General features: G+C 56.1%; 14 protein-coding genes and 1 pseudogene. 3 read left to right on the plus strand and 12 right to left on the minus strand.

Translation table 11 applies throughout. The features are described 5' to 3' along the window. Positions 1–30: 30 nt before the first annotated feature. The 3 genes from ACB034_RS07525 to sixA all read right to left on the minus strand — a co-directional run bounded on the left by ACB034_RS07525 (position 31) and on the right by sixA (position 1,899). On the minus strand, positions 31–951 hold the full coding sequence (locus ACB034_RS07525; RefSeq protein WP_216992200.1) for a DMT family transporter: 921 nt from the start codon (positions 949–951) through the stop codon (positions 31–33). 140 nt (positions 952–1,091) lie between these two features. After that, positions 1,092–1,298, minus strand: coding sequence for a DUF1107 domain-containing protein (locus ACB034_RS07530; protein ID WP_026457339.1), 207 nt, complete (start codon positions 1,296–1,298; stop codon positions 1,092–1,094). Between the two features lie 133 nt (positions 1,299–1,431). Then, positions 1,432–1,899 (minus strand): phosphohistidine phosphatase SixA, encoded by a 468-nt coding sequence (gene sixA / locus ACB034_RS07535; RefSeq protein ID WP_042069574.1) that lies wholly within the window; start codon positions 1,897–1,899, stop codon positions 1,432–1,434. Positions 1,900–2,060: 161 nt separating this feature from the next. On the opposite strand from sixA, the gene ACB034_RS07540 reads away from it, so the two are divergent. Then, positions 2,061–4,835: an insulinase family protein gene (locus ACB034_RS07540; RefSeq protein ID WP_371172501.1), complete on the plus strand. Its 2,775-nt coding sequence runs from the start codon at positions 2,061–2,063 to the stop codon at positions 4,833–4,835. A gap of 308 nt (positions 4,836–5,143) precedes the next feature. Here ACB034_RS07540 and ACB034_RS07545 read toward each other — a convergent pair whose 3' ends face one another. The 8 genes and pseudogenes from ACB034_RS07545 to guaB form a co-directional block, all read right to left on the minus strand. Then, positions 5,144–5,791 (minus strand): thiopurine S-methyltransferase, encoded by a 648-nt coding sequence (locus tag ACB034_RS07545; RefSeq protein WP_371172502.1) that lies wholly within the window; start codon positions 5,789–5,791, stop codon positions 5,144–5,146. Between the two features lie 251 nt (positions 5,792–6,042). Next, the gene (locus tag ACB034_RS07550) at positions 6,043–7,368 is read right to left on the minus strand and encodes a leucine-rich repeat-containing protein kinase family protein (protein ID WP_371172503.1); all 1,326 of its coding nucleotides are present in this window, start codon (positions 7,366–7,368) and stop codon (positions 6,043–6,045) included. 317 nt (positions 7,369–7,685) lie between these two features. Then, on the minus strand, positions 7,686–8,495 hold the full coding sequence (locus ACB034_RS07555; RefSeq protein WP_371172504.1) for a toll/interleukin-1 receptor domain-containing protein: 810 nt from the start codon (positions 8,493–8,495) through the stop codon (positions 7,686–7,688). A 100-nt stretch (positions 8,496–8,595) separates the two neighbouring features. After that, positions 8,596–10,317 (minus strand): annotated as a pseudogene (locus tag ACB034_RS07560) (TIGR04141 family sporadically distributed protein). Next, positions 10,262–10,543, minus strand: a complete 282-nt coding sequence (locus ACB034_RS07565; RefSeq protein ID WP_371172505.1) for a hypothetical protein — start codon at positions 10,541–10,543, stop codon at positions 10,262–10,264. The pseudogene ACB034_RS07560 and the gene ACB034_RS07565 overlap by 56 nt, the downstream one beginning before the upstream one ends. A 390-nt stretch (positions 10,544–10,933) precedes the next feature. After that, entirely contained in the window at positions 10,934–11,206 is a 273-nt protein-coding gene (locus ACB034_RS07570; RefSeq protein ID WP_005337011.1) for a hypothetical protein, read from the minus strand. 381 nt (positions 11,207–11,587) lie between these two features. Then, on the minus strand, positions 11,588–13,177 hold the full coding sequence (gene guaA, locus ACB034_RS07575) for a glutamine-hydrolyzing GMP synthase (protein ID WP_042029181.1): 1,590 nt from the start codon (positions 13,175–13,177) through the stop codon (positions 11,588–11,590). Positions 13,178–13,247: 70 nt separating this feature from the next. Next, a complete protein-coding gene (gene guaB / locus ACB034_RS07580) occupies positions 13,248–14,711 on the minus strand; it encodes an IMP dehydrogenase (protein WP_342012079.1) in 1,464 nt (487 codons plus the stop codon). Positions 14,712–15,244: 533 nt separating this feature from the next. On the opposite strand from guaB, the gene ACB034_RS07585 reads away from it, so the two are divergent. Then, positions 15,245–16,780 (plus strand): EAL domain-containing protein, encoded by a 1,536-nt coding sequence (locus ACB034_RS07585; RefSeq protein ID WP_026456762.1) that lies wholly within the window; start codon positions 15,245–15,247, stop codon positions 16,778–16,780. Between the two features lie 282 nt (positions 16,781–17,062). Continuing rightward, a complete protein-coding gene (xseA, locus tag ACB034_RS07590) occupies positions 17,063–18,430 on the plus strand; it encodes an exodeoxyribonuclease VII large subunit (RefSeq protein WP_371172506.1) in 1,368 nt (455 codons plus the stop codon). A 109-nt stretch (positions 18,431–18,539) separates the two neighbouring features. Here xseA and ACB034_RS07595 read toward each other — a convergent pair whose 3' ends face one another. Then, positions 18,540–19,529, minus strand: coding sequence for a D-alanine--D-alanine ligase (locus ACB034_RS07595; protein ID WP_042069586.1), 990 nt, complete (start codon positions 19,527–19,529; stop codon positions 18,540–18,542). Positions 19,530–19,697 lie beyond the last annotated feature (168 nt).

Raw genomic sequence — 19,697 nt, forward strand, 5'->3', positions numbered from 1 at the left:
TTCTTTTTTAGTCTGTGTTTGCCCTGACGATCAATCTTCCTGACAGGCCGCCATGGCCAGCGGAGCACGTCGCCTCAACACCACGGGTTTGAGCAACAATTGCGCCAGCAAGACCCCGAGCAGGGTGAGACCACCGCCGATCAGGTGATAACTGGTCAGGTGTTCCCCCAGCAGAGTGATGGCAAGCCCCGCGGTCATCACGGGCAACAGGTTCATGAAGATGGCGGTACGGCTGGCCCCCAGCAGGGAGATCCCCTGCATCCAGAGCCAGGGCGAGAGTGCCGAAGTGGGGATACCGGCGTAGAGAATGAGCCACAGGGCCTGACTGTCCGGCCACTGGCCATCCACCAGCAGATAGAAAGGCGTCAGGAGCGCCACGCTGCAGAGCACCTGGCCGTAAAGCATGGACCAGTTGTCGAGTCCCAGATCCCACTTCTTCAGCAGCACGCTGTAAAGGGCATAGGTGCCCGCCGAGAGCAACATATAGAGGGAACCGATATGGATGCCCTGGGTAAACAGCCGGGCAGGATCCCCGTGTCCCAGCAGGATCGCCAGGCCCAGGAGGGAGAGCACTCCCCCCAGCACCGCGCCCCAGGTTGGACGCTCGCGCAGCAGCCAGATGCTGAGCAATACGGTGAGCAAGGGGGTCAATCCCATCATCAGGCCGATCTCGGTGGCCCCCAGGGTCTGCGCTGCGTAGTAGCCGAAGGTCTGGTTGAGCACCATGCCAAGCAGAGCCAACGTCGCCAGTTGCAACCAACCGGCGCGCAGGCGGTCCCGGACACGCCACACCCGACGCGCCAGAAAAGGCGTCAAAATGCAGGCGGCCACCACCCAGCGAGACCAGGCAAGTGCAGCCGGCGAGAGCACGCCAACCGCCAGTTTGCTGACAATGCCATTGCCAGCCCAGATGGCAATGCAGGAGAACGGAAATACAAAGGCAAGGGGCATCACAATATCCAGAAATGGCGGGATGGAGATGATAAGTCGGGTGTGGAGTATAGGGTGCGACAAGGGATAAGCAAGGCCCGAAAACGAACATGCCCGCAGGAGTGCGGGCATGGGATCACAGAAACCTATTCAGAAGCGGGTCACGCCGCATCCATGTGAAGTCTGGAGATGAGCTCGTTGACTTCAGTCACAGTCTGGCGATGGGGAATGTCAGCCTGGCTCGGCATCAACAACAACCCCGACTGGAAATCAAACCGCCCCCGACCATGGATGTAAATCCGACCTTTAAAGAAGGTTTTGACGTGCTTTGCCACCATCAGTGGCAGGTACTTCTTGAACACTCTCATCGTTTGCAACCTCTTGCAGTTGTATCCGTATGACAGCAGCTTCTGCGAAATAATTCCGTTAACTAACTATAAAAATCCGGAAAAATCGCTTCTCTCTTCCCTAAAAATTCATTCGTTAATTATTTGTTAACTTTTAGCGTATTGTATGCGGCCCTTCGAGCCAGAGCAAGTTTCCTTTGCCCTCGCGCCATTCGATACAGGCAATGCCCGAGGTGGCAAACATGGGCGCCCCCGCAGCCGGAGAGAGACTCTGCACCAGATACCCCACCAGCGGCAGGTGGCTGACCAGCAAGATCTGCTCATGCTGTTCGGCCAGCGCGGTCAGGTAGCTGGCGACGAAAGCGGGATCCCCGTAGGGGGTGATATCGCCACTCTCTTCCACCACCTTGGCGTCTGGTAATTCACTGCATATGGTCTGCCAAGTTTGACGAGCACGCAGGTAGTTGCTGTGGATCACCCGATCGAACGGACCGGCCAGCTGAGGCGACAACCAACGAGCCATCTGAAGTGACTCTTCGATCCCCTGCTCGGTCAATGGACGCTGTTCATCTGTTTTCGCATTCATGCCAGCCTGGCCATGACGCATGATATAGATCTTCATTACTACCTCGCCCAACGGGCCTGTTTTAATAGCCGGAGGATCTTACCCCGCCGTGCCGGGGGAAACAATTGCGCGACCTCTCAGAAAAGGGTTTGCCTGACGGGATAGCGAGGTCGATAATCATGTTTAAATTCAAATAAATCCTACAAGAGTCGACCCTAATGAGCCCATATGCCAGTCCCAACGACCACCGGCAATACCACTATCTGGAGCTGGAAAACCGGCTCAGGGTCTTGTTGATTTGCGATCCCGAAACCGACAAATCGGCAGCATCGCTGGCGGTCAACACCGGTCATTTTGACGATCCGGTGGACCGGCAGGGGATGGCTCACTTCCTCGAACACATGCTGTTTCTTGGTACCTGCACCTACCCAAGACCCGGTGAGTACCAGCAGTTCATGAGCCGTCACGGCGGCAGCAACAACGCCTGGACCGGCACCGAATTCACCAACTTCTTCTTCGAGATCGACAACGGTTTCTTTGAAGCGGGGCTGGATCGCTTCTCCCAGTTTTTCATCTGCCCCACCTTCGATCCCGAGTGGGTGGACAAGGAGCGCAACGCGGTCGACTCCGAATACCGGCTCAAGCTGCAAGACGATATCAGGCGCAGCTATCAGGTGCACAAGGAGACAGTCAACCAGGCACACCCCTTCTCCAAATTTTCGGTGGGCAACCTGGATACCCTGGCCGACCTGCCCGGTCGGGATCTGCGATCCGACCTTATCCAGTTCTACGAAAGCCATTACAGTGCAGATCGCATGGCCCTGGTCATGATGTCGCCCGAATCCATCGACACCCAGCTGGCCTGGTGCCGTCGCTATTTCGCTCCCATTTTGAATCGCAATCTGGGAACACCGACTCTGGAGGCTCCCCTCTACCGACTCGACGATCTGGGGATCCGCATCCGCATCAAGCCGGTCAAGGAGACGCGCAAACTGGCGCTCACCTTCCCTTTGCCCAATGTGGACGAGTTCTACGACAAAAAGCCCCTCACCTTCCTGAGCCACCTCATCGGTTATGAGGGGGATGGCAGCCTGCTCTCTCTGCTCAAGGGCAAGGGCTGGGTCAATCAGCTCTCCGCCGGCGGTGGCATCAGTGGCGCCAACTTCAAGGATTTCGGGGTCAACTTCGGCCTGACGCCTCTCGGGCTGGCCCATGTAGACGAGATAGTCGCCGCCCTGTTTGGCTACCTCAAGCTGATCGCACGGGAGGGGCTGGAGGCCTGGCGTTACGACGAGAAGCGCACAGTGCTCGAATCGGCGTTTCGCTTTCAGGAGCGAGGCCGGGCGCTCGATACCGTCTCCGGGCTGGTGTTGAACCTGTTCAGTTATGCCCCGGAGGATCTGCTCTACGGCGATTACATGATGCGCGAGTATGACGAGGGGCTGATCCGCCGTCTGCTGGCCAAACTCACCCCCCACAATCTGCGCATCACCATCACGGCGCCGGAGCAGTCCACCGATCGGCTGGCCCGCTGGTACCAGACCCCTTACAGCGTCGCCACCATTACAGAATCAGAAAAAGTGCACTGGCAGCAGAGCGAGCCGGATCCGGCCCTCGCCCTGCCCAAACCGAACCCCTTTATCACAGAGCGGCTCGATCCCCGCACACCCGAGCTTGCCGCCGACATGCCGGCCTGCCTTATCGATCGGCCGGGTTTTCGCCTCTGGCACCTGCATGAGCACCAGTTCAGTGTGCCCAAGGGCAACATCTATATCTCCATCGACAGCGAGCATGCGGTGAAAAACCCGCGCAACATCGCCATGGCACGTCTGGCAGTAGAGCTGCTCACGGATCACCTCAACGCCCTCACCTATCCGGCGGAGCTGGCGGGGCTCGGCTACCAGATTTATGCCCATCAGGGGGGCTTTACCATCAACCTGAGCGGCTTTGCCGACAAACAGCCCCTGCTGCTCGATATGATCCTCGGCAACCGCACCCTGGGGTACCCGGATCCGCGCCGCTTTGCCGAGATAAAAGAGCAGCTCATCCGCAACTGGGAGAACCAGTCCAAGGCGCGCCCCATCTCCCAGCTATTCAACCAGCTCACCAGCTTGCTGCAGCCCAACAACCCGCCGTTCGAGCAGCTGCTGCGCCATCTGCGCACGGTAGAGCTCACCGAGATGCCGGATTTCGTGGCCCGGCTGTTTGGCGAAGTCCATGTGGAGACCTTGGTACACGGTGACTGGACCGCGGCCGAAGCCTTGGCGCTGGCTGCCCTGCTGGAACGCCACCTGGCGCCCCACAGCCAGCCCGGCAGCGAGACCCGCCGCCCGCTTATCTCCATCCAGGACAGGGGCTCCCTCATTCGCGAGCAGGGGTGCGAACACGAAGACTCGGCGCTGCTGGTTTACTACCAGTCCCGCACCACCCGGGCGCAGGATCTCGCCTGCTTTACCCTGGCCAACCACATCATGTCCTCCACCTTCTTCCACGAGCTGCGCACCCGCCAGCAACTGGGCTATGTGGTGGGCGCCGGCAACCTGCCTCTCAACCGTCATCCCGGCCTCATCTTTTATATCCAGTCGCCGGTGGCGGGGCCGCAGATCCTGCTCGATGCGGTGGAGGAGTTTATCGATCTCTTCCCGCTCGCCATGCTCGAACTCACCGAGCAGCAGTGGCAGGACAGCAAGGCGGGGCTGCAGGCCCAACTCAGCGAGCGAGATGCCAATCTGCGCAGTCGCGGCCAGCGGCTCTGGGTCAGCATCGGCAACAAGGATCTCGGCTTTGATCAGCGGGAGCGGGTCTGTCAGGAGGTGGGAAGGTTAAGCCGCGCCGATCTGGTGCGCTTTATCACCCAGCTGCGCTCTCGTACCTCGGATCGACTGATCCTCTGCAGCTATGGCCAGGGGCACGAACATGACGAGCGCATCACGGGCCAGTTCATCGACGACCCCAAGGCATTTCGCCTCAACGCCGCCACCTTCGAGGCCTGAGCAGGCCTCCTCCCCCACCTGCAGACAAGATCGCGGGCAATAAAAAGCCGACCCATCAGGGTCGGCTGGAAAAACCATAACAATTGCGACCAAAGCCGCCAAAAGTGAACATGAGCGTGAAAATCAGACACTGAGTTGATGGTCGGCAAGCGGGATCAACCTCGGCTCGCCTTGCAATGCCAACAGTGATTGAGAAACAGCCTCATATTAGGCACTCACCCTCATGCTCACGTTGATCTACGTCAAAGGAGGTATCAAAGAGTCCAACTCCGTCTCCCTTGTTGGCGCACATCCCCTCTTTTTTACCCTCAATCGCGACGGATCAACCGGTAAGCCACCTCATCGAAGTAAGAGAGCTGGCCACTGAGCACCCGCGGGTGATCCAGCTCGGCGGCCCGCCCCAGCACCTCCACCCTGAATTCCCGCTCAAAGAGGGAGCGCACTTCCAGCTCCCCCACCGAGAAGGGTGGCTGCACCTGCTGCTCGGGCTGATACTCCAGAGTCACCAGCAGGATCTGGCCCCCTGCCTCCACCAGTCGGCTCATCAGGGCCGCATATTGGCGGCGCATGGCCGTCGGCAGGGCGATCAGCGCCGCCCTGTCATAGACCAGCCGATAGCGGCGACCGAGCTCCGGAGCGGCGAAAAAATCCCCCTGATAGATGCGCAGGGTGTCGTGCTGATGGCACTGATAGGGCCCCACCTCACTCACCGTTTCGGCAAGCCCGTTTTCACTGAAAAACTGGCTGATGGCCAGCTCCGAGAGCTCGAAACCATCGACCGGGTGCCCCTGCCCCTTGAGCCAGAGCATGTCGCGGGACTTGCCGCACAAAGGAACCAGCACGGGCTCATCCGGTTGCTGGGCCGACCACCAGGATTGCAGCCAGCGGTTGAAATCTGCCTGATGAAAGCCAATCCGGTTTTCTTCCCAACGTTGATGCCAAAACGCAGCTTCCATCCTCATTACCCTTGTTACTTAAAGATGCTTCAATATCACAACTTAACCGGCGCGGTGCAAGCCCGGGCACGGTTGCTCGCCCCTTTTTGCCTGATAGCCGGCCGCCAAACCAAAAGAGGCAACAAGGCCCCTTTTTCAACGTTTTCATGATGTTTGGCGGCGCCGGAATGCAAACCCGGGAGAAGATGACAAGCACAGCGCCTGTGGCGATATTCCCGTCGGCGCAGCGCTTATCCTCTCGCCTTTTCCCGTTAGAGCTCAACCTCATCCAGCACGGTACAGATGTGGGCAAAATCCGGCCTGACCTGGGGTTGTTCTGCCAGACAGGCGGCCTTGAGGCGATGCAGGGAGGCAAGCTTCGCCTCATCGGCCTCGCAGCGCGCGAGCAGCTCTTCGAGCAGGCAACCAAAGGCCCGCACCTCGAGCCGCTCCAGCCCGAAGGCCCGCGCCTGCTCGGCACGCTCATAAAAAGAGGCCGCGCCAAAATCGGAGAGCAATACCCGCACCTCCCCACATGGCCCTGCGGCATAGAGCATATTGTGGCCATAGAGGTCCCCGTGCATGATGCCGATGCCGTGCAGATGGCGCGCCACCGAGGCGATCCCCCGCAGCAGTGCCATCATCCCGGGCAAGGTAAAACGCAAGTCGGCGGCATAGATATCGCGAGTACAGGATTCCAGGCTCGGCGGCCCCGCCAGATTGGCAAACGCGGGATCGATAAGCCCCATCACCAGCGCCGGAATGCCGGAGGGGTGATCCGCCACCCGCCCCACCACCTCGACCAGATTGGGATGATTGCCCGCCGCCAGGGATGCCGTCATCTCACAGCGCGGCAAACCATCGCTGGTCACGGCCCCCTTGAAGAGCTTGACCGCCACCGCCTGACACTCGCCCCCGTTCCAGCTCGCACCATGGATGACGCCGGAGGCCCCCTGCCCTAACGGCTCACCCAGCGCCAGCTCATGCCAGCGGATATCTGCCACCTGCGCACTCGCCGCCATGCGCGACTCCAGCGCATCGCTAAAGGGGTTGCCGGAATAGGCGAGCCAGGTGAGGCGCGGCAGCGACAGCAGCCATTCGGGAAGCGCCTCGAGCCGGTTGGCTGCGATACGCAGCAGCTCCAGACGGCGGCAGTTGGCAAGGGTCTCGGGGAGCGCAGTAAGGCGATTGCCCGCCAGCATCAGCTTTCGCAGGCCGTCGCACTGGCCCAGCTCATCGGGCAGGCTTTCAATTGCGTTGTCGGTCAGGATCAGCCAGCGCAAACTCGCCGGCAGCGATTTGGCCGACACGCGAGCAATCCGGTTGGCCTTGAAGCCCACCATGGTGAGCGCCGGGCAGCGCCCAAGCACCTCGGGCAACTCGGTAAAGCGGTTCTCTGAGCAGAAAATGATGCGCAGCTTGCTGAACCCGGCCAGCTCGTCCGGAAGTGTACTTAGCTGGTTGCCGGTGAGATCCAGCACCTCCAGCGTCTCTTTCAGGCTCAGGATCTCGGGTGGGAAAACCGCGAGGTTTTCAGAGATTTTCAGATGGCGAGCGCCGCTTAAGGCTCCTGAGCGCAGCTGTTCCAGAGTATGCATAACCGTTTCTCAATCCTGGTGATCTGTCTGACGGCTCAAACCGGCCATCAGATCGCGCCGGACCTTCGTCCAGCGGTTTTAAAGGGGGGCATTATAAAGAATTCGGGGCGCAGATCGCCCTTTTTGTTGCTTTGGCGAGGCATGGCGCTCAGCGTCCCCCCAGCGGATTGACGAAGCCACGTAGGGTGCAATAAGCGCAGCGCATTGCACCATTTTCAAAGAGGATTTTGGCATTGTAAGATGCTCGAAATTAGTGGTGCAATTCACGCTGTTCATTGCACCCTACGGACTTTCATAACCTCTCTTTAGAGGTATTATTAGTCATGCTTCACTGCATCTGCTATTTTCTCAGCAATTTCCCTCACCGTAAGCGTTGCTGAATTTAGAGCTACTTTATCAACTAGAGAAGGACTTAAACGCATAATCTCATTTTTAGTAATATTGTGCCAAATAGGTAAGATGACCTTACTCCCTTCCATTTCCTTCACCACAAGTCCATTCAACTCGTATTGAGTCCAGTTCTTTTCAAAAAAGGCTTTCGAAAGAATAATCAAACCATATTTAGACTCTGCCAAACCTTTATCAATTGAACGACGTAAACTGTCACCTATTCGCAATGTATATTCGTCATACCATACTGACACGCCAAGTTCTATCAACTCATCTGCGAGTGGTTTTACAAAGTCAGCCTTATCTTCTGATGCGTGTGAAATGAATAACTCAGTCCCAGTCTGTTGCTCCTTTTTTTGAGATGGGAAATTGATACTCACATTATTTAACTGTGACAAAATATTCTCCTGCTTCTTCATTTCTTCATTGATTGCACGATTTAAAGCTAATCGCTCCTTTTTCTTAGCTTGGCCACCTAACTTACTATGCTGACGCTCATTGACTTTACGAATTCGCTGATCTTTTATAGCTTTTACCTGTCGTCGGGCCTTTATAACCTGTTTTTCCTTACTTCTAAGTTTCTGCCTGAGCTTGTTAATATTATCAACAGATGGATCTGCATTCTTTAACTCATTGACTATCCAGTTAAATTCAATTTCCTTACTTAACAGATCTTTCTGAAACATATCTAACTCAGCATCTAAAGTGCCTGTTCCTTTAAATTTTGGATGTTTCATAAACTCCCTAATAACAAACTTTTATGTCATGTGCGTTTGAGGTGATAGGTATTTCACGAGATAAATACTAATCATGCTATAAATTCTGAAGCACATGTTATTATGTTCCATCTCGAACAACCTTTTCGGCTCCAGCAATCTTCACCTCGTAGCCTCTCTGTGAAAGGTTTTCGAATACAAGGGTTAAATTAACCTTACTGAAAAAAGGAAGGTTCTCTTTGACACTTAAATTAGTATCACCCAAGATCAAAAATACAACCTCATAGTCTGAACTTTTCAATCCATCGATAGGAATGAGTTCATGTGCAGAATGGGAAATACGACGTAACACTTTCCGTGCTTCTTTCCTAAATGCCCTATCACCGAGCATAACCTCTGCCGATACGCTACCTTGTGCGAATAAGTGGCTTAGGCCAGCTGAACCACCTTTTCGGTGCTTAACATGAATTAGTTTTTTGTCTTTTGTCAAAAGGTCACATAGTTCGATAGGGGACGTAGTCTTCGAACATTTAACAAGTTTCTTATCCAATAAATAGCAATCTAAGCTAACAGCTACGCGCTCGTTGTAATCACCCTCCGCCTCGATTTTTTTCTTCTCCCCTTCATCCCAAACTTCAATACAGGGGAATGGGATATCACTGAGTTCTATCAAAGCTAACGTGGCATCGATACCATTCATGAAAGATTTATCGATCTCATACCAATTACCACCGAAAATTACTTTTTTTGAATTTATACCATCTAACTCGAAGTACAGGCACTCGTAGAGTGAGTGAGCAAATTCGTTGTCATGTATATCAGTGATGTAAAGTCGGTCTCGACGAATGGATTCAACAGATATGGAGTCAGGAACAATATTATCAAGATACTTACCAGTGTCAATTGTTGGCGAAAGATCGCGTTTAGACCGAGTGAAACTGAAACCAAGCACGGAATCCCACTCAATGATCTCCGGTAATGTAACAACAATAGACTCATCTCGCCCCTTCACAGCTGCAAGTAATAAATCGTCTAAAGCTGAAATCGACGCTGTGTCTTTTACACGCCTAATGTTATCCACCCAACTGAACGATTTTTTATAAAGGTCTAGATTATAGTAACCAAGAAGGTCTGCAGCGATTTCAGGTATATCTTCCACCAGCATTTCTATACCAAAAGAATAAATCGCATCACCACCAGAAATGTTCTTGTACCCGATACCAACTCTAGGTGAACCTGTGACAGCACGGAGTACATCCCGAAATATATCAATTCCAAAAACGCTGGCGTCAGAATCTCGGGTAGCTTGGGATTTCTTTTGGATAGGTTGATCTTCAAGTGTATGAAGCTCAACACTGCGTAAGCTCTGATGATTAAGTGTATTTAATGCCGTTTTTAGACCAAAATCCTGTTAAAAACACCCAGTATTAAGAAGAAACCGACCATACCCAAAGGTGAATGCAAGCACCTTACTATTTACGCGAATAAGAAGAACTGCAGAGCTAGATTTATTCGACAACTGGTCTATTGCCCTACCGACAATTGCATCTGCCAGCGGTGCCCAGTATGGGCGTTTCTCTTGCGTAATTTTTATATATAAAATACCTTCAAAACCGTGTTGATCCGAAACTTCTAACGGAATGACTCGAGCATCTGTACTCAGGAACTCTCTGAAATCAGTATCACCATATTCGGCTTTCGCCAGCAGGGTGTTTAGGTACCTATATGGTTTAGGGTCTGGCATATTTCCCTCTATGACAAATAAAATTTTGTTCGGTAGCTCCCACCTAGTGATACTTCCCATCAATACCAAACTCTGCCCCAGGAGAGTGATATTTCCCATCTACTCCGAGAAAATACCCAGGAGGATGATACTTGCCGTCAACGCCCAACACGCTCCCTGACGGATGGTACTGGCCATCAACGCCAAGAAAGTGTCCCTGCGGATGATATTGTCCGTCCATACCAAGCACTGAGCCTTGTGGATGGTACTTTCCATCTACACCAAGCACCGATCCCTTCTTGTGGTACTTACCATCAACACCAAGAATTTTTTGCTTTCGTGACATATCTAATCTCCATTCACTATGAACTCGGCTGTGTCACCTAGCGTAATTAGATGGAATGGCTCCCCCCTTATCATTGCCCCTAGATAACAACTTCATCTCTTCTACTTTTTGCCGCTACTATATGCTTTTCTGCTCTGATACATATGTGATTCAAAGAGAGGGATTGCCAATCGGCAATCTCAACGAGATTAACGAGCGAGACAGATAAGAAAAAGAGAATGATGTTAGTCTCCTGAGCAAGATCAACAAATAAATACCAATGCTGGTCACATATCAACGGTGCCGAATCGTAGATAAAGAAAAGACGCCCTCAGGCGTCTTTCTTATTGCAGGTTGTTGGAGCCAATCGGTTAGGAGATTTCCCTTCCCCCGCCTACCCCCACAACCTGATCAGATCGGGGTAATGGAGGTGATATGGGCATCCCCGTCCAGTGATTTGAAGATCTGCACCACGGCTTCGCCGTGGATCGGTTTGGCAAGTGGCACTGTGCTCTTGCACTTGAAGCGGTAGTTGGTGCCAGCCACCACCTGGGTGGAGACTTCAAAGGGTACGTACTGCACCCCGACAAATCCTTTCAGCGCCTGGTCAAATACCGCCTGATCCTCGGCGGTCAGCTTGTGATATGCGGTCCATCCACCCACCAACACTGCTTGTTCTGACATATCAAACTCTCCGTGCTCTATGGTCCCGACTCGTTTGGCTGTTCGGGCTGCGCCCCGTTGATTCAAGTGGTTTCCGGTCTCCACCGGGGGCAGCAGCCGGTTGGCACGCTGATTCCCCTTTGCCGAATCGCGGCCCTGTTGAGACCCGCATTGTCTGATAAGGCTTGCTAGCGCTTTATCACTAAGAGGCCGGTCGCAATGGGCATGAAAGAGCCTAGTGCCGATGCCAGAAATCGCCTCCTGTTAGATGTGACAGGAGCGAGCCCGGCCAAAGCTGCTAGCGGCAGAAAATTGCAGCGCAAACGATTAAAAAAAGAAAAGACGCCGCAAGGGCGTCTTTTCTTCATTTTTATACTCGAAGGGCAGAAGGGCGCGCGCCGCTTATTCCCATTCGATGGTTGCGGGCGGCTTGCCGGAAACGTCGTACACCACGCGGGAGATACCGTTGATCTCGTTGATGATGCGATTCGACACGTGGCCGAGGAAGTCGTACGGCAGGTGGGCCCAGTGGGCGGTCATAAAGTCGATGGTTTCGACGGCGCGCAGCGCAATGACCCAGTCATATTTGCGACCATCGCCCATCACGCCAACGGAGCGCACCGGCAGGAAGACGGCGAATGCCTGGCTGACCTGGTTGTAGAGATCGGCCTTTCGCAGCTCTTCGATAAAGATGGCATCGGCCTTGCGCAGCAGATCGCAGTACTCTTTCTTCACTTCGCCAAGCACGCGCACACCCAGACCCGGGCCCGGGAACGGGTGACGGTAGAGCATGTCGTAAGGCAGACCCAGCTCGAGGCCAACGCGGCGCACTTCGTCTTTGAACAGTTCGCGCAGCGGCTCGACCAGACCCATCTTCATCTCTTCCGGCAGGCCGCCGACGTTGTGGTGGGACTTGATAACGTGGGCCTTGCCGGTCTTGCTGGCGGCAGATTCGATCACATCCGGATAGATGGTGCCTTGCGCCAGCCACTTGGCGTTTTTCAGCTTCTTGGCTTCATCGTCAAACACCTCGACGAAGACACGGCCGATGATCTTGCGCTTGGCTTCCGGCTCGTCTTCACCGGCCAGGGCGGAGAGGAAGCGCTCTTCGGCATCCACCTTGATGATGTTCAGACCAAAGTGATCGCCAAACATCTCCATCACCTGCTCGCCTTCGTTCAGGCGCAACAGGCCGTTGTCAACGAAGACGCAGGTGAGGCGATCGCCGATGGCGCGGTGGACCAGCATGGCCACCACGGAGGAGTCGACACCGCCGGAGAGACCCAGGATCACCTCGTCGTCACCTACCTGCTCGCGGATGCGGGCAACGGCGTCGTCGATGATGGTGGCCGGGGTCCACAGGCACTCGCAGCCGCAGATGTCTTTGACGAAGTGCTCCAGCATGCGGGCACCCTGACGGGTGTGGGTCACTTCCGGGTGGAACTGGACGCCGTAGAAACGCTTGGCCTCGTTGGCCATGGCGGCGTGGGGGCAGGTCGCGGTCTGGGCGATGGTGACGAAATCCGCCGGGATCTCGCTGACCTTGTCGCCGTGGCTCATCCAGACATCCAGCAGGGCGTTACCGTTGTCGGCAATGGCATCTTCGATATTGCGCAGCAGGGCGCTGGTCTTGCCGGCGTTGCCCAGCACTTCCACCTTGGCATAACCGAATTCACGCAGGTTGGAGGATTGCACCTTGCCACCCAGCTGCTCGGCCATAGTCTGCATGCCGTAGCAGATACCGAATACCGGCACGCCGGCATTGAACACGTACTCGGGGGCGCGCGGGCTGCCCGCTTCGGTCACGGACTCGGGACCGCCGGAGAGGATGATGCCGTTCGGATTGAATTCGCGGATCTGCTCTTCGGTCACATCCCAGGCCCACAGTTCGCAGTAGACACCGATCTCGCGCACGCGGCGGGCGATCAGCTGGGTGTACTGGGAACCGAAATCCAGGATAAGGATACGGTGAGCGTGAATATTTTTAGTCATTTTATTCCTGCATCATGCTGGTGTGGGGATAAAAAACGGTGACAAAACGGGGCCGCAGCCCCGTCTTTTATCAGCCCATCCGGTAGTTGGGGGCTTCTTTGGTAATGGTCACGTCGTGGACGTGGGACTCTTTCATCCCGGCGCCGGAGATGCGCACGAATTCGGCCTTGGTGCGCATATCGTCGATGGTGGCGCTGCCGGTCAGGCCCATGGAGGAGCGCAGACCGCCCATCTGCTGGTGAATGATCTCTTTGAGGCGGCCCTTGTAAGGTACGCGCCCTTCGATCCCTTCCGGCACAAGCTTGTCGGCGGCGTTGTCGGTCTGGAAGTAGCGATCGCTGGAGCCCTTGGACATGGCGCCCAAAGAGCCCATGCCGCGGTAGGATTTGAAGGAGCGGCCCTGATAGAGCTCGATCTCGCCCGGCGCCTCTTCGGTACCGGCGAACATGGAGCCCACCATGACACAGCTGGCGCCAGCGGCGATGGCCTTGGCGATATCGCCGGAGAAACGGATACCGCCATCGGCAATCACCGGAACGCCAGTGCCTTCCAGTGCGTCAACGGCGTCGGAGATGGCGGTGATCTGGGGCACGCCCACACCGGTCACGATACGGGTAGTACAGATGGAGCCCGGGCCGATACCGACCTTGACGGCGTTGACGCCGGCGGCGACCAGCGCCTTGGCGCCAGCGGCGGTCGCTACGTTGCCACCGATGATTTGCAGATCAGGATAGGCTTCACGGGTCGCCTTGATGCGCTCAAGCACGCCCTGGGAGTGACCGTGGGAGGAGTCGATCAGCAGCACGTCGACACCGGCTTCCACCAGGGCGGCGACGCGCTCTTCGTTACCGGCACCGGCACCGACGGCGGCACCGACCCGCAGGCGACCCTTGTCGTCTTTACAGGCATTGGGCTTGCGCTCGGCTTTCTGGAAGTCTTTGACGGTGATCATGCCCTTGAGTTTGAAATCGGCGTTGACCACCAGCACCTTCTCGATACGGTGCTTTTGCATCAGGGCAACCACCTCTTCGCGAGGGGCTCCTTCACGCACGGTCACCAGGCGCTCTTTCTGGGTCATGATCTGTTCGACGGTCAGGGAGAGATCGGTGACAAAACGCACGTCACGACCTGTGATGATACCCACCAGCTGGTTGCCGTCAGTCACCACGGGGTAACCGGCGAAACCGTTCTTGTGGCTCAGCTCCTTGATCTGGGCGATGGTCATGTCGGGGCGCACGGTCACGGGGTCGGAGACCACACCGCTCTCGTACTTCTTGACCTTGCGCACTTCGGCAGCCTGCTGCTCGATGGACATGTTCTTGTGGATAAAGCCGATACCGCCTTCCTGGGCCAGTGCGATAGCCAGACGGGCTTCGGTCACTGTGTCCATGGCAGCGGAGATCATGGGAATGTTCAAGCTGATGGCAGAGGTCAGCTTGGTACGCAGATCGGCAGTATTGGGAAGAACTTCGGAGTGGGCGGGAACCAACAATACATCGTCGAAGGTTAACGCTTCTTTGGCAATCCTGAGCATGGCAATATCTCACCGTTAGGGAAGTGGGGGTGTAAAATATTGCCGACGAAGTTTACTCACGGATTGGTCACTGGTAAAGAAGTTTTTTGAATTTTTTATGGCGTAGCCCTCTTTTGGTGCGCCAAGAGGCCAAAAAACCAAGATTATCACTCTGGAAATGACCATCCCGGGACAAAAGAGCGATCAGTTTGCTGTTTTATGCAAATTGCCATTGTTGCCCCTCCCCCTCTTCCCAACCCCAATGACACAACATCACTTCATTCAACGAGATGGCGCTCGTCAGGCAGTAAATAGGCGACGGCGCTATATGACAATAAACATAATAGCGATGAGTTTGATGGCCTTTAAGCCTCATTGGACCAACATAAACATGCGGTAAAAAGTCTTACGTTACGGCGCTTCCACTCTCTCTTCGCCCGGCATCACATTCACAGGAAAAATTCGCTGCCGGGCGATGATCCAACGTGATACAACTAGGTCTGTGATGACTGCTGTGCCATCTCGTTTTGGCTCGATTACCAGGAAGGTTATGTATGTCGCGATTCACGTCTGTCTGGATATGCCTTGGACTCTTGCTCACCCCGGTCCTGCTCGTATTGCTACTCAATCCCCTGTTGACCTCCTTCGTCTCCTATCATCTGCTGAAGACCAAGAGCCAGGAGCTATTGGAATACCAGCTGGAGCGCAACAAGAACCTGGAGCAGAACATTCTGGCCCAGCTTTCCCACTTCAAGTTTGACTGTGGACCGGAAGATGTCGCCCTGCTGCGCAATCCTGATTATTACAGTCGCCATATCCGCCTCGCCGGCCTGCATCCGAGCCAGGGAGGTGGCTGTTCGACCCTGGGGTTTGATTTGCCCGTGCTGACCGACGTCCAGGAGAGTGATCAGGCTGCAACGCTTCATTTTGCAACGACCCAACATTCTGCCAACAGTGAACCCGAGGTGCTGATCTATTCCAGGCAGGCCGGCAATCTGGCTTATTGGGTTCTGAACAACAGCTGGGCCAATGAATTATTGGCAATCCCCTGCGAGGATTGCTTCTATGTGGAATTTCGCCGCGATAATGACGCAATAATGGAGCAGCTGTTATTGCCTCGCGGTAATAAAGCCATCACCCAGCAGCCCAATCCGCTCTCGCTGACCGATTACGACGAATACAACAAAGTCAAACAGACTATCTGGGGGGGCAACGAACTTCGTTATTATGCCAGCCAGCAGGTTTACTATTATGGCCTGATATTTTCGTTGCTCTTTGGCCTTCTGCTGGTAGGTGGCTACTGGACCCTGAGAAATTATCGAAACTCTCTCGACGGATTGCTGAAAATGGGGCTGACCAGAGGAGAATTTATTCCTTTCTATCAACCCATCGTCGATAGCCGGAATAATGAAGTCGTGGGTTATGAGGCATTATTGCGCTGGCGCCGGGGCGATACCTTTATTTCCCCCGGGATGTTTATCGAATATTCGGAAAACCAGGGGCTGATCCTGCCGATGACGACCCAGATGGTGCGCCAGATCGTGGAGGATCTCAAAAAACTGCCCGACTCCCACTGGGTCAGCGTCAATCTGGTTGCCGCTCATGTCGAGCAGCAGACCCATCTGCAGGACATGCTCAAACAATTGCGCTGGCCCGATCCAGACCGCCTGACCTTCGAGCTCACCGAACGCCTGCCCATTTCGGACGTCAAGCATGCGGCTCGTGAAATGGCCAATCTGGGGCTGCGGGGGTATCACTTCAAGATCGATGATTTCGGCACCGGTTATGGCGGCTTTGCCTATTTGCAGCAACTGGGTATCCGCAGCATCAAGATAGACAAGATGTTTATCGATACCATCGGCACCTCGGACCTCAAGCGCAATGTGCTCGACGCCATCATCGCCTTTGGCCATCAATCCAAAATGGAGATGATCGCCGAGGGGGTCGAGAATCAGGCGCAACTGGACTATCTCACCGAGCATGGAGTCTATCTGATCCAGGGTTATGTGTTTGCCAAGCCCATGTCGCTGGACGAAGTGCTGAAATGGCGCGTACCCGACCATCAGGGTGAAACTGCAGAGGCGATATAAGAGCCACCAGACCCGGCGGCGTGGCCAGCCTCTGCTGACACGCCGCTTCAACTCTTCTGCCCCCTCCCCCACTGAGGTAAACCCTGTTCCCACCTTTCGCAGCGCCGTGTTTACCAATATGGTTCACGATGCCCCTTGCTCAACAAGTGGCAAACAGGCGACCAATCCCCCTTGATTTGCACGGCACCAGGCCCCTCTTGCTCCTCCCGGCGGCCGTTTCAGGTTAAGATAGCCACCATTGTTTTCCCTCTGGCCCGGCCTGAGACAATCACAGGATCCCCCTTGAACCGATTTAGCCCATCCAGTGCGGCCAATGGCCGCGAGCAGCAGGTCTTTACCGTTACCCGCCTCAACAGCGCCGTGCGCATGATCCTGGAGCAGGATCTGGGGCTGGTGTGGCTGACCGGGGAGCTCTCCAACCTGGCGATGCCAAGCTCGGGCCACTGGTATTTTTCATTGAAGGATCTCAGTGCCCAGGTGCGCTGCGCCATGTTCAAGGGCAACAACCGCCGGGTGGCGTTTCGCCCGCAAGACGGCATGCAGGTGCTGGTGCAGGCACGGGTCTCCCTCTATGAGCCGCGCGGCGACTACCAGCTTATCATCGAATCGATGCAACCCGCCGGAGATGGCGTGCTGGCTCTGCGCTTTGAAGAGCTCAAGCGCCGCCTTGGCGCCGAGGGGCTGTTTGACGAGGGCCGCAAACGGTCACTCCCCCGCGAGCCGCGCGCCGTGGGGCTGGTTACCTCTGCCACCGGCGCCGCCCTGCACGACATGCTGACGGTCTTGAAGCGCCGCGCGCCGGATCTGCCGGTCTTTATCTACCCGACACAGGTTCAGGGGAGCGCCGCTACCAGCCAGATCGTCTCTGCGATTGCCCAGGCCAATCGCCGCGCCGAGGTGGATGTGCTGATCGTCGGTCGCGGCGGCGGATCCCTTGAAGATCTCTGGTGCTTCAACGAAGAAGCCGTCGCCCGGGCGATCGCCCGCTCAACCATTCCCGTTATCAGCGCAGTGGGTCACGAGGTGGATGTGACCATCAGCGACTTTGCCGCCGACCTGCGTGCCCCCACTCCGTCGGCCGCCGCCGAACTGGTGGCGCCCGATCACAGTGCCCGCGCCCAGCGCCTCGTTCATCTCAGGCAGCGGCTGCTGCAGGCCATGAACCGCCATCAGACTGCGGCCCGTCACGGTTTTGTGTTGCTGCAAAAGCGGCTCGACCATCAGGATCCCAAGCGGCGGCTGGAGCAGCAATCCCAGCACCTCGACGAGCTCTCCGCCCGTTTGCAGCAACAGCTGCGCCAGCGGCTGCATCAGGGGGAACGGCGGCTTGCCAGCCTCGAGCTGCGCCTGCAGGCCAAGAGCCCGGAGCGGCTGCTGGCCGCCGGCAAGCGCCGCCACCAGTTGGCCGAGGAACGCCTCCATGCGCTGATCGCCAAGCGCCAGGATCTTGCGAGCCATCGCCTCGCCATGCTCACTGCCCGTCTCGACGGGGTGAGCCCGCTCGCCACCCTGGGGCGCGGCTACTCCATCACCCGCACCCCACGCGGCGAGGTGATTAGCAACGCCGCCCAGGTGAGCGCAGGGGATAGCCTGGTCACCACCCTGGCACAAGGCCGCTTGCAGGTGTTGGTTGAAAAGATAGAGGGGTAATCCTCGCCACTGACGAGATTTACGCGCGAAGCTTGCACCGTCAGCTATCAGATAAAAAAATCCCCGCCGGTTGGCGGGGATTTTTATTTTGGTGAGCGTGGCGTTTGCCTTAGCCGGCCTTGCGCAGGATCTGCTCAAGGTAGTGGGCAAAATTGTGACCGTGATGCTCCAGCAGTTTCGGGAACATGGAGATGGAGGTCATGCCCGGGAAGGTGTTGATCTCGTTGAGCAGGATCTCCCCCTCTTCGGTCAGGAAGAAGTCGACGCGAGAGAGGTGGGTCAGGTTGAGCTGACGGAATGCCTTGAGGGCGTACTCGTGGATGGCGTCAGCCTGCGCCTGGGTCAACCCTTCGGCACGCAGGGCCGTCTCGGTGTGGCTCGCGTTGCTGTACTTCTCTTCATAGGTGTAGAACTTGTCCTGCGGCACGCAGATCTCGCCAGGATAGGTGGCCACCAGCTCGTCACCGTACTGGTACACCGCCACTTCCAACTCCCGCGGCTTGACCGCTTTTTCAATCAATACCTGCTCGGAGTAACCGAAGGCGTCCTTGATGCCCTGCACCAGGTCGGCTTCGTTGCTGGCGGAGTAGCACCCCACGGAAGAGCCTTGGGAAGCGGCCTTGATAAAGACCTTGCCCCACTTGGCCAGGGCTGCCTTGGCCTCGGCCAGGCTCGCCTCGTTCTGTTCGGTCAGGAACAGATAGGGGGTATTGGGGATACCGAGAGCGGAGAGCCACAGCTTGGTGCTGATCTTGTTGAAGCAGATCTTGCTCGCCTCGGCATCGCAACCCAGATAAGGGAGGCCAGCCAGCTCCAGGAAGGATTGCAGATCACCGGTCTCGCCAGGATAGCCGTGAATGCAGGGCACTACGTAATCCACCGGACGGGCCACGCTGTCAAACGAGAGCAGCTTGTCCAGCCCCAGCTTGCACTCGCGACCGTCGGCGCTGAGCCAGCGGTCGGCAAACATCTCGACCCGGGTCACTTCGACACCGGGCAACAGGCCGAGTTGTTTTTCGAGGAAATTGGCGCTGCGCAGAGAGACTTCGTGCTCTGAGCCACCGCCGCCGCACAGCAGCAAGACATGCATGTTCTTCATTAGATGTGATCCCTTGGGAAAAGCGGCTTCGCCATCACCATTTAAAATCCAGTCGCATTAAAAACCGGACGAAGCCAGATACGAACATAAGTGCGCGCCAGTGTAACAAGGGAGACAAAGCCTTGTCAGCTGATGGGGCCGTCACGGCCCCCTTTCTGGCCGCAAAAA

This window comes from Aeromonas sp. S18(2024) (genome assembly GCF_041402525.1).
Classification (GTDB): Bacteria; Pseudomonadota; Gammaproteobacteria; order Enterobacterales; family Aeromonadaceae; genus Aeromonas; species Aeromonas enteropelogenes.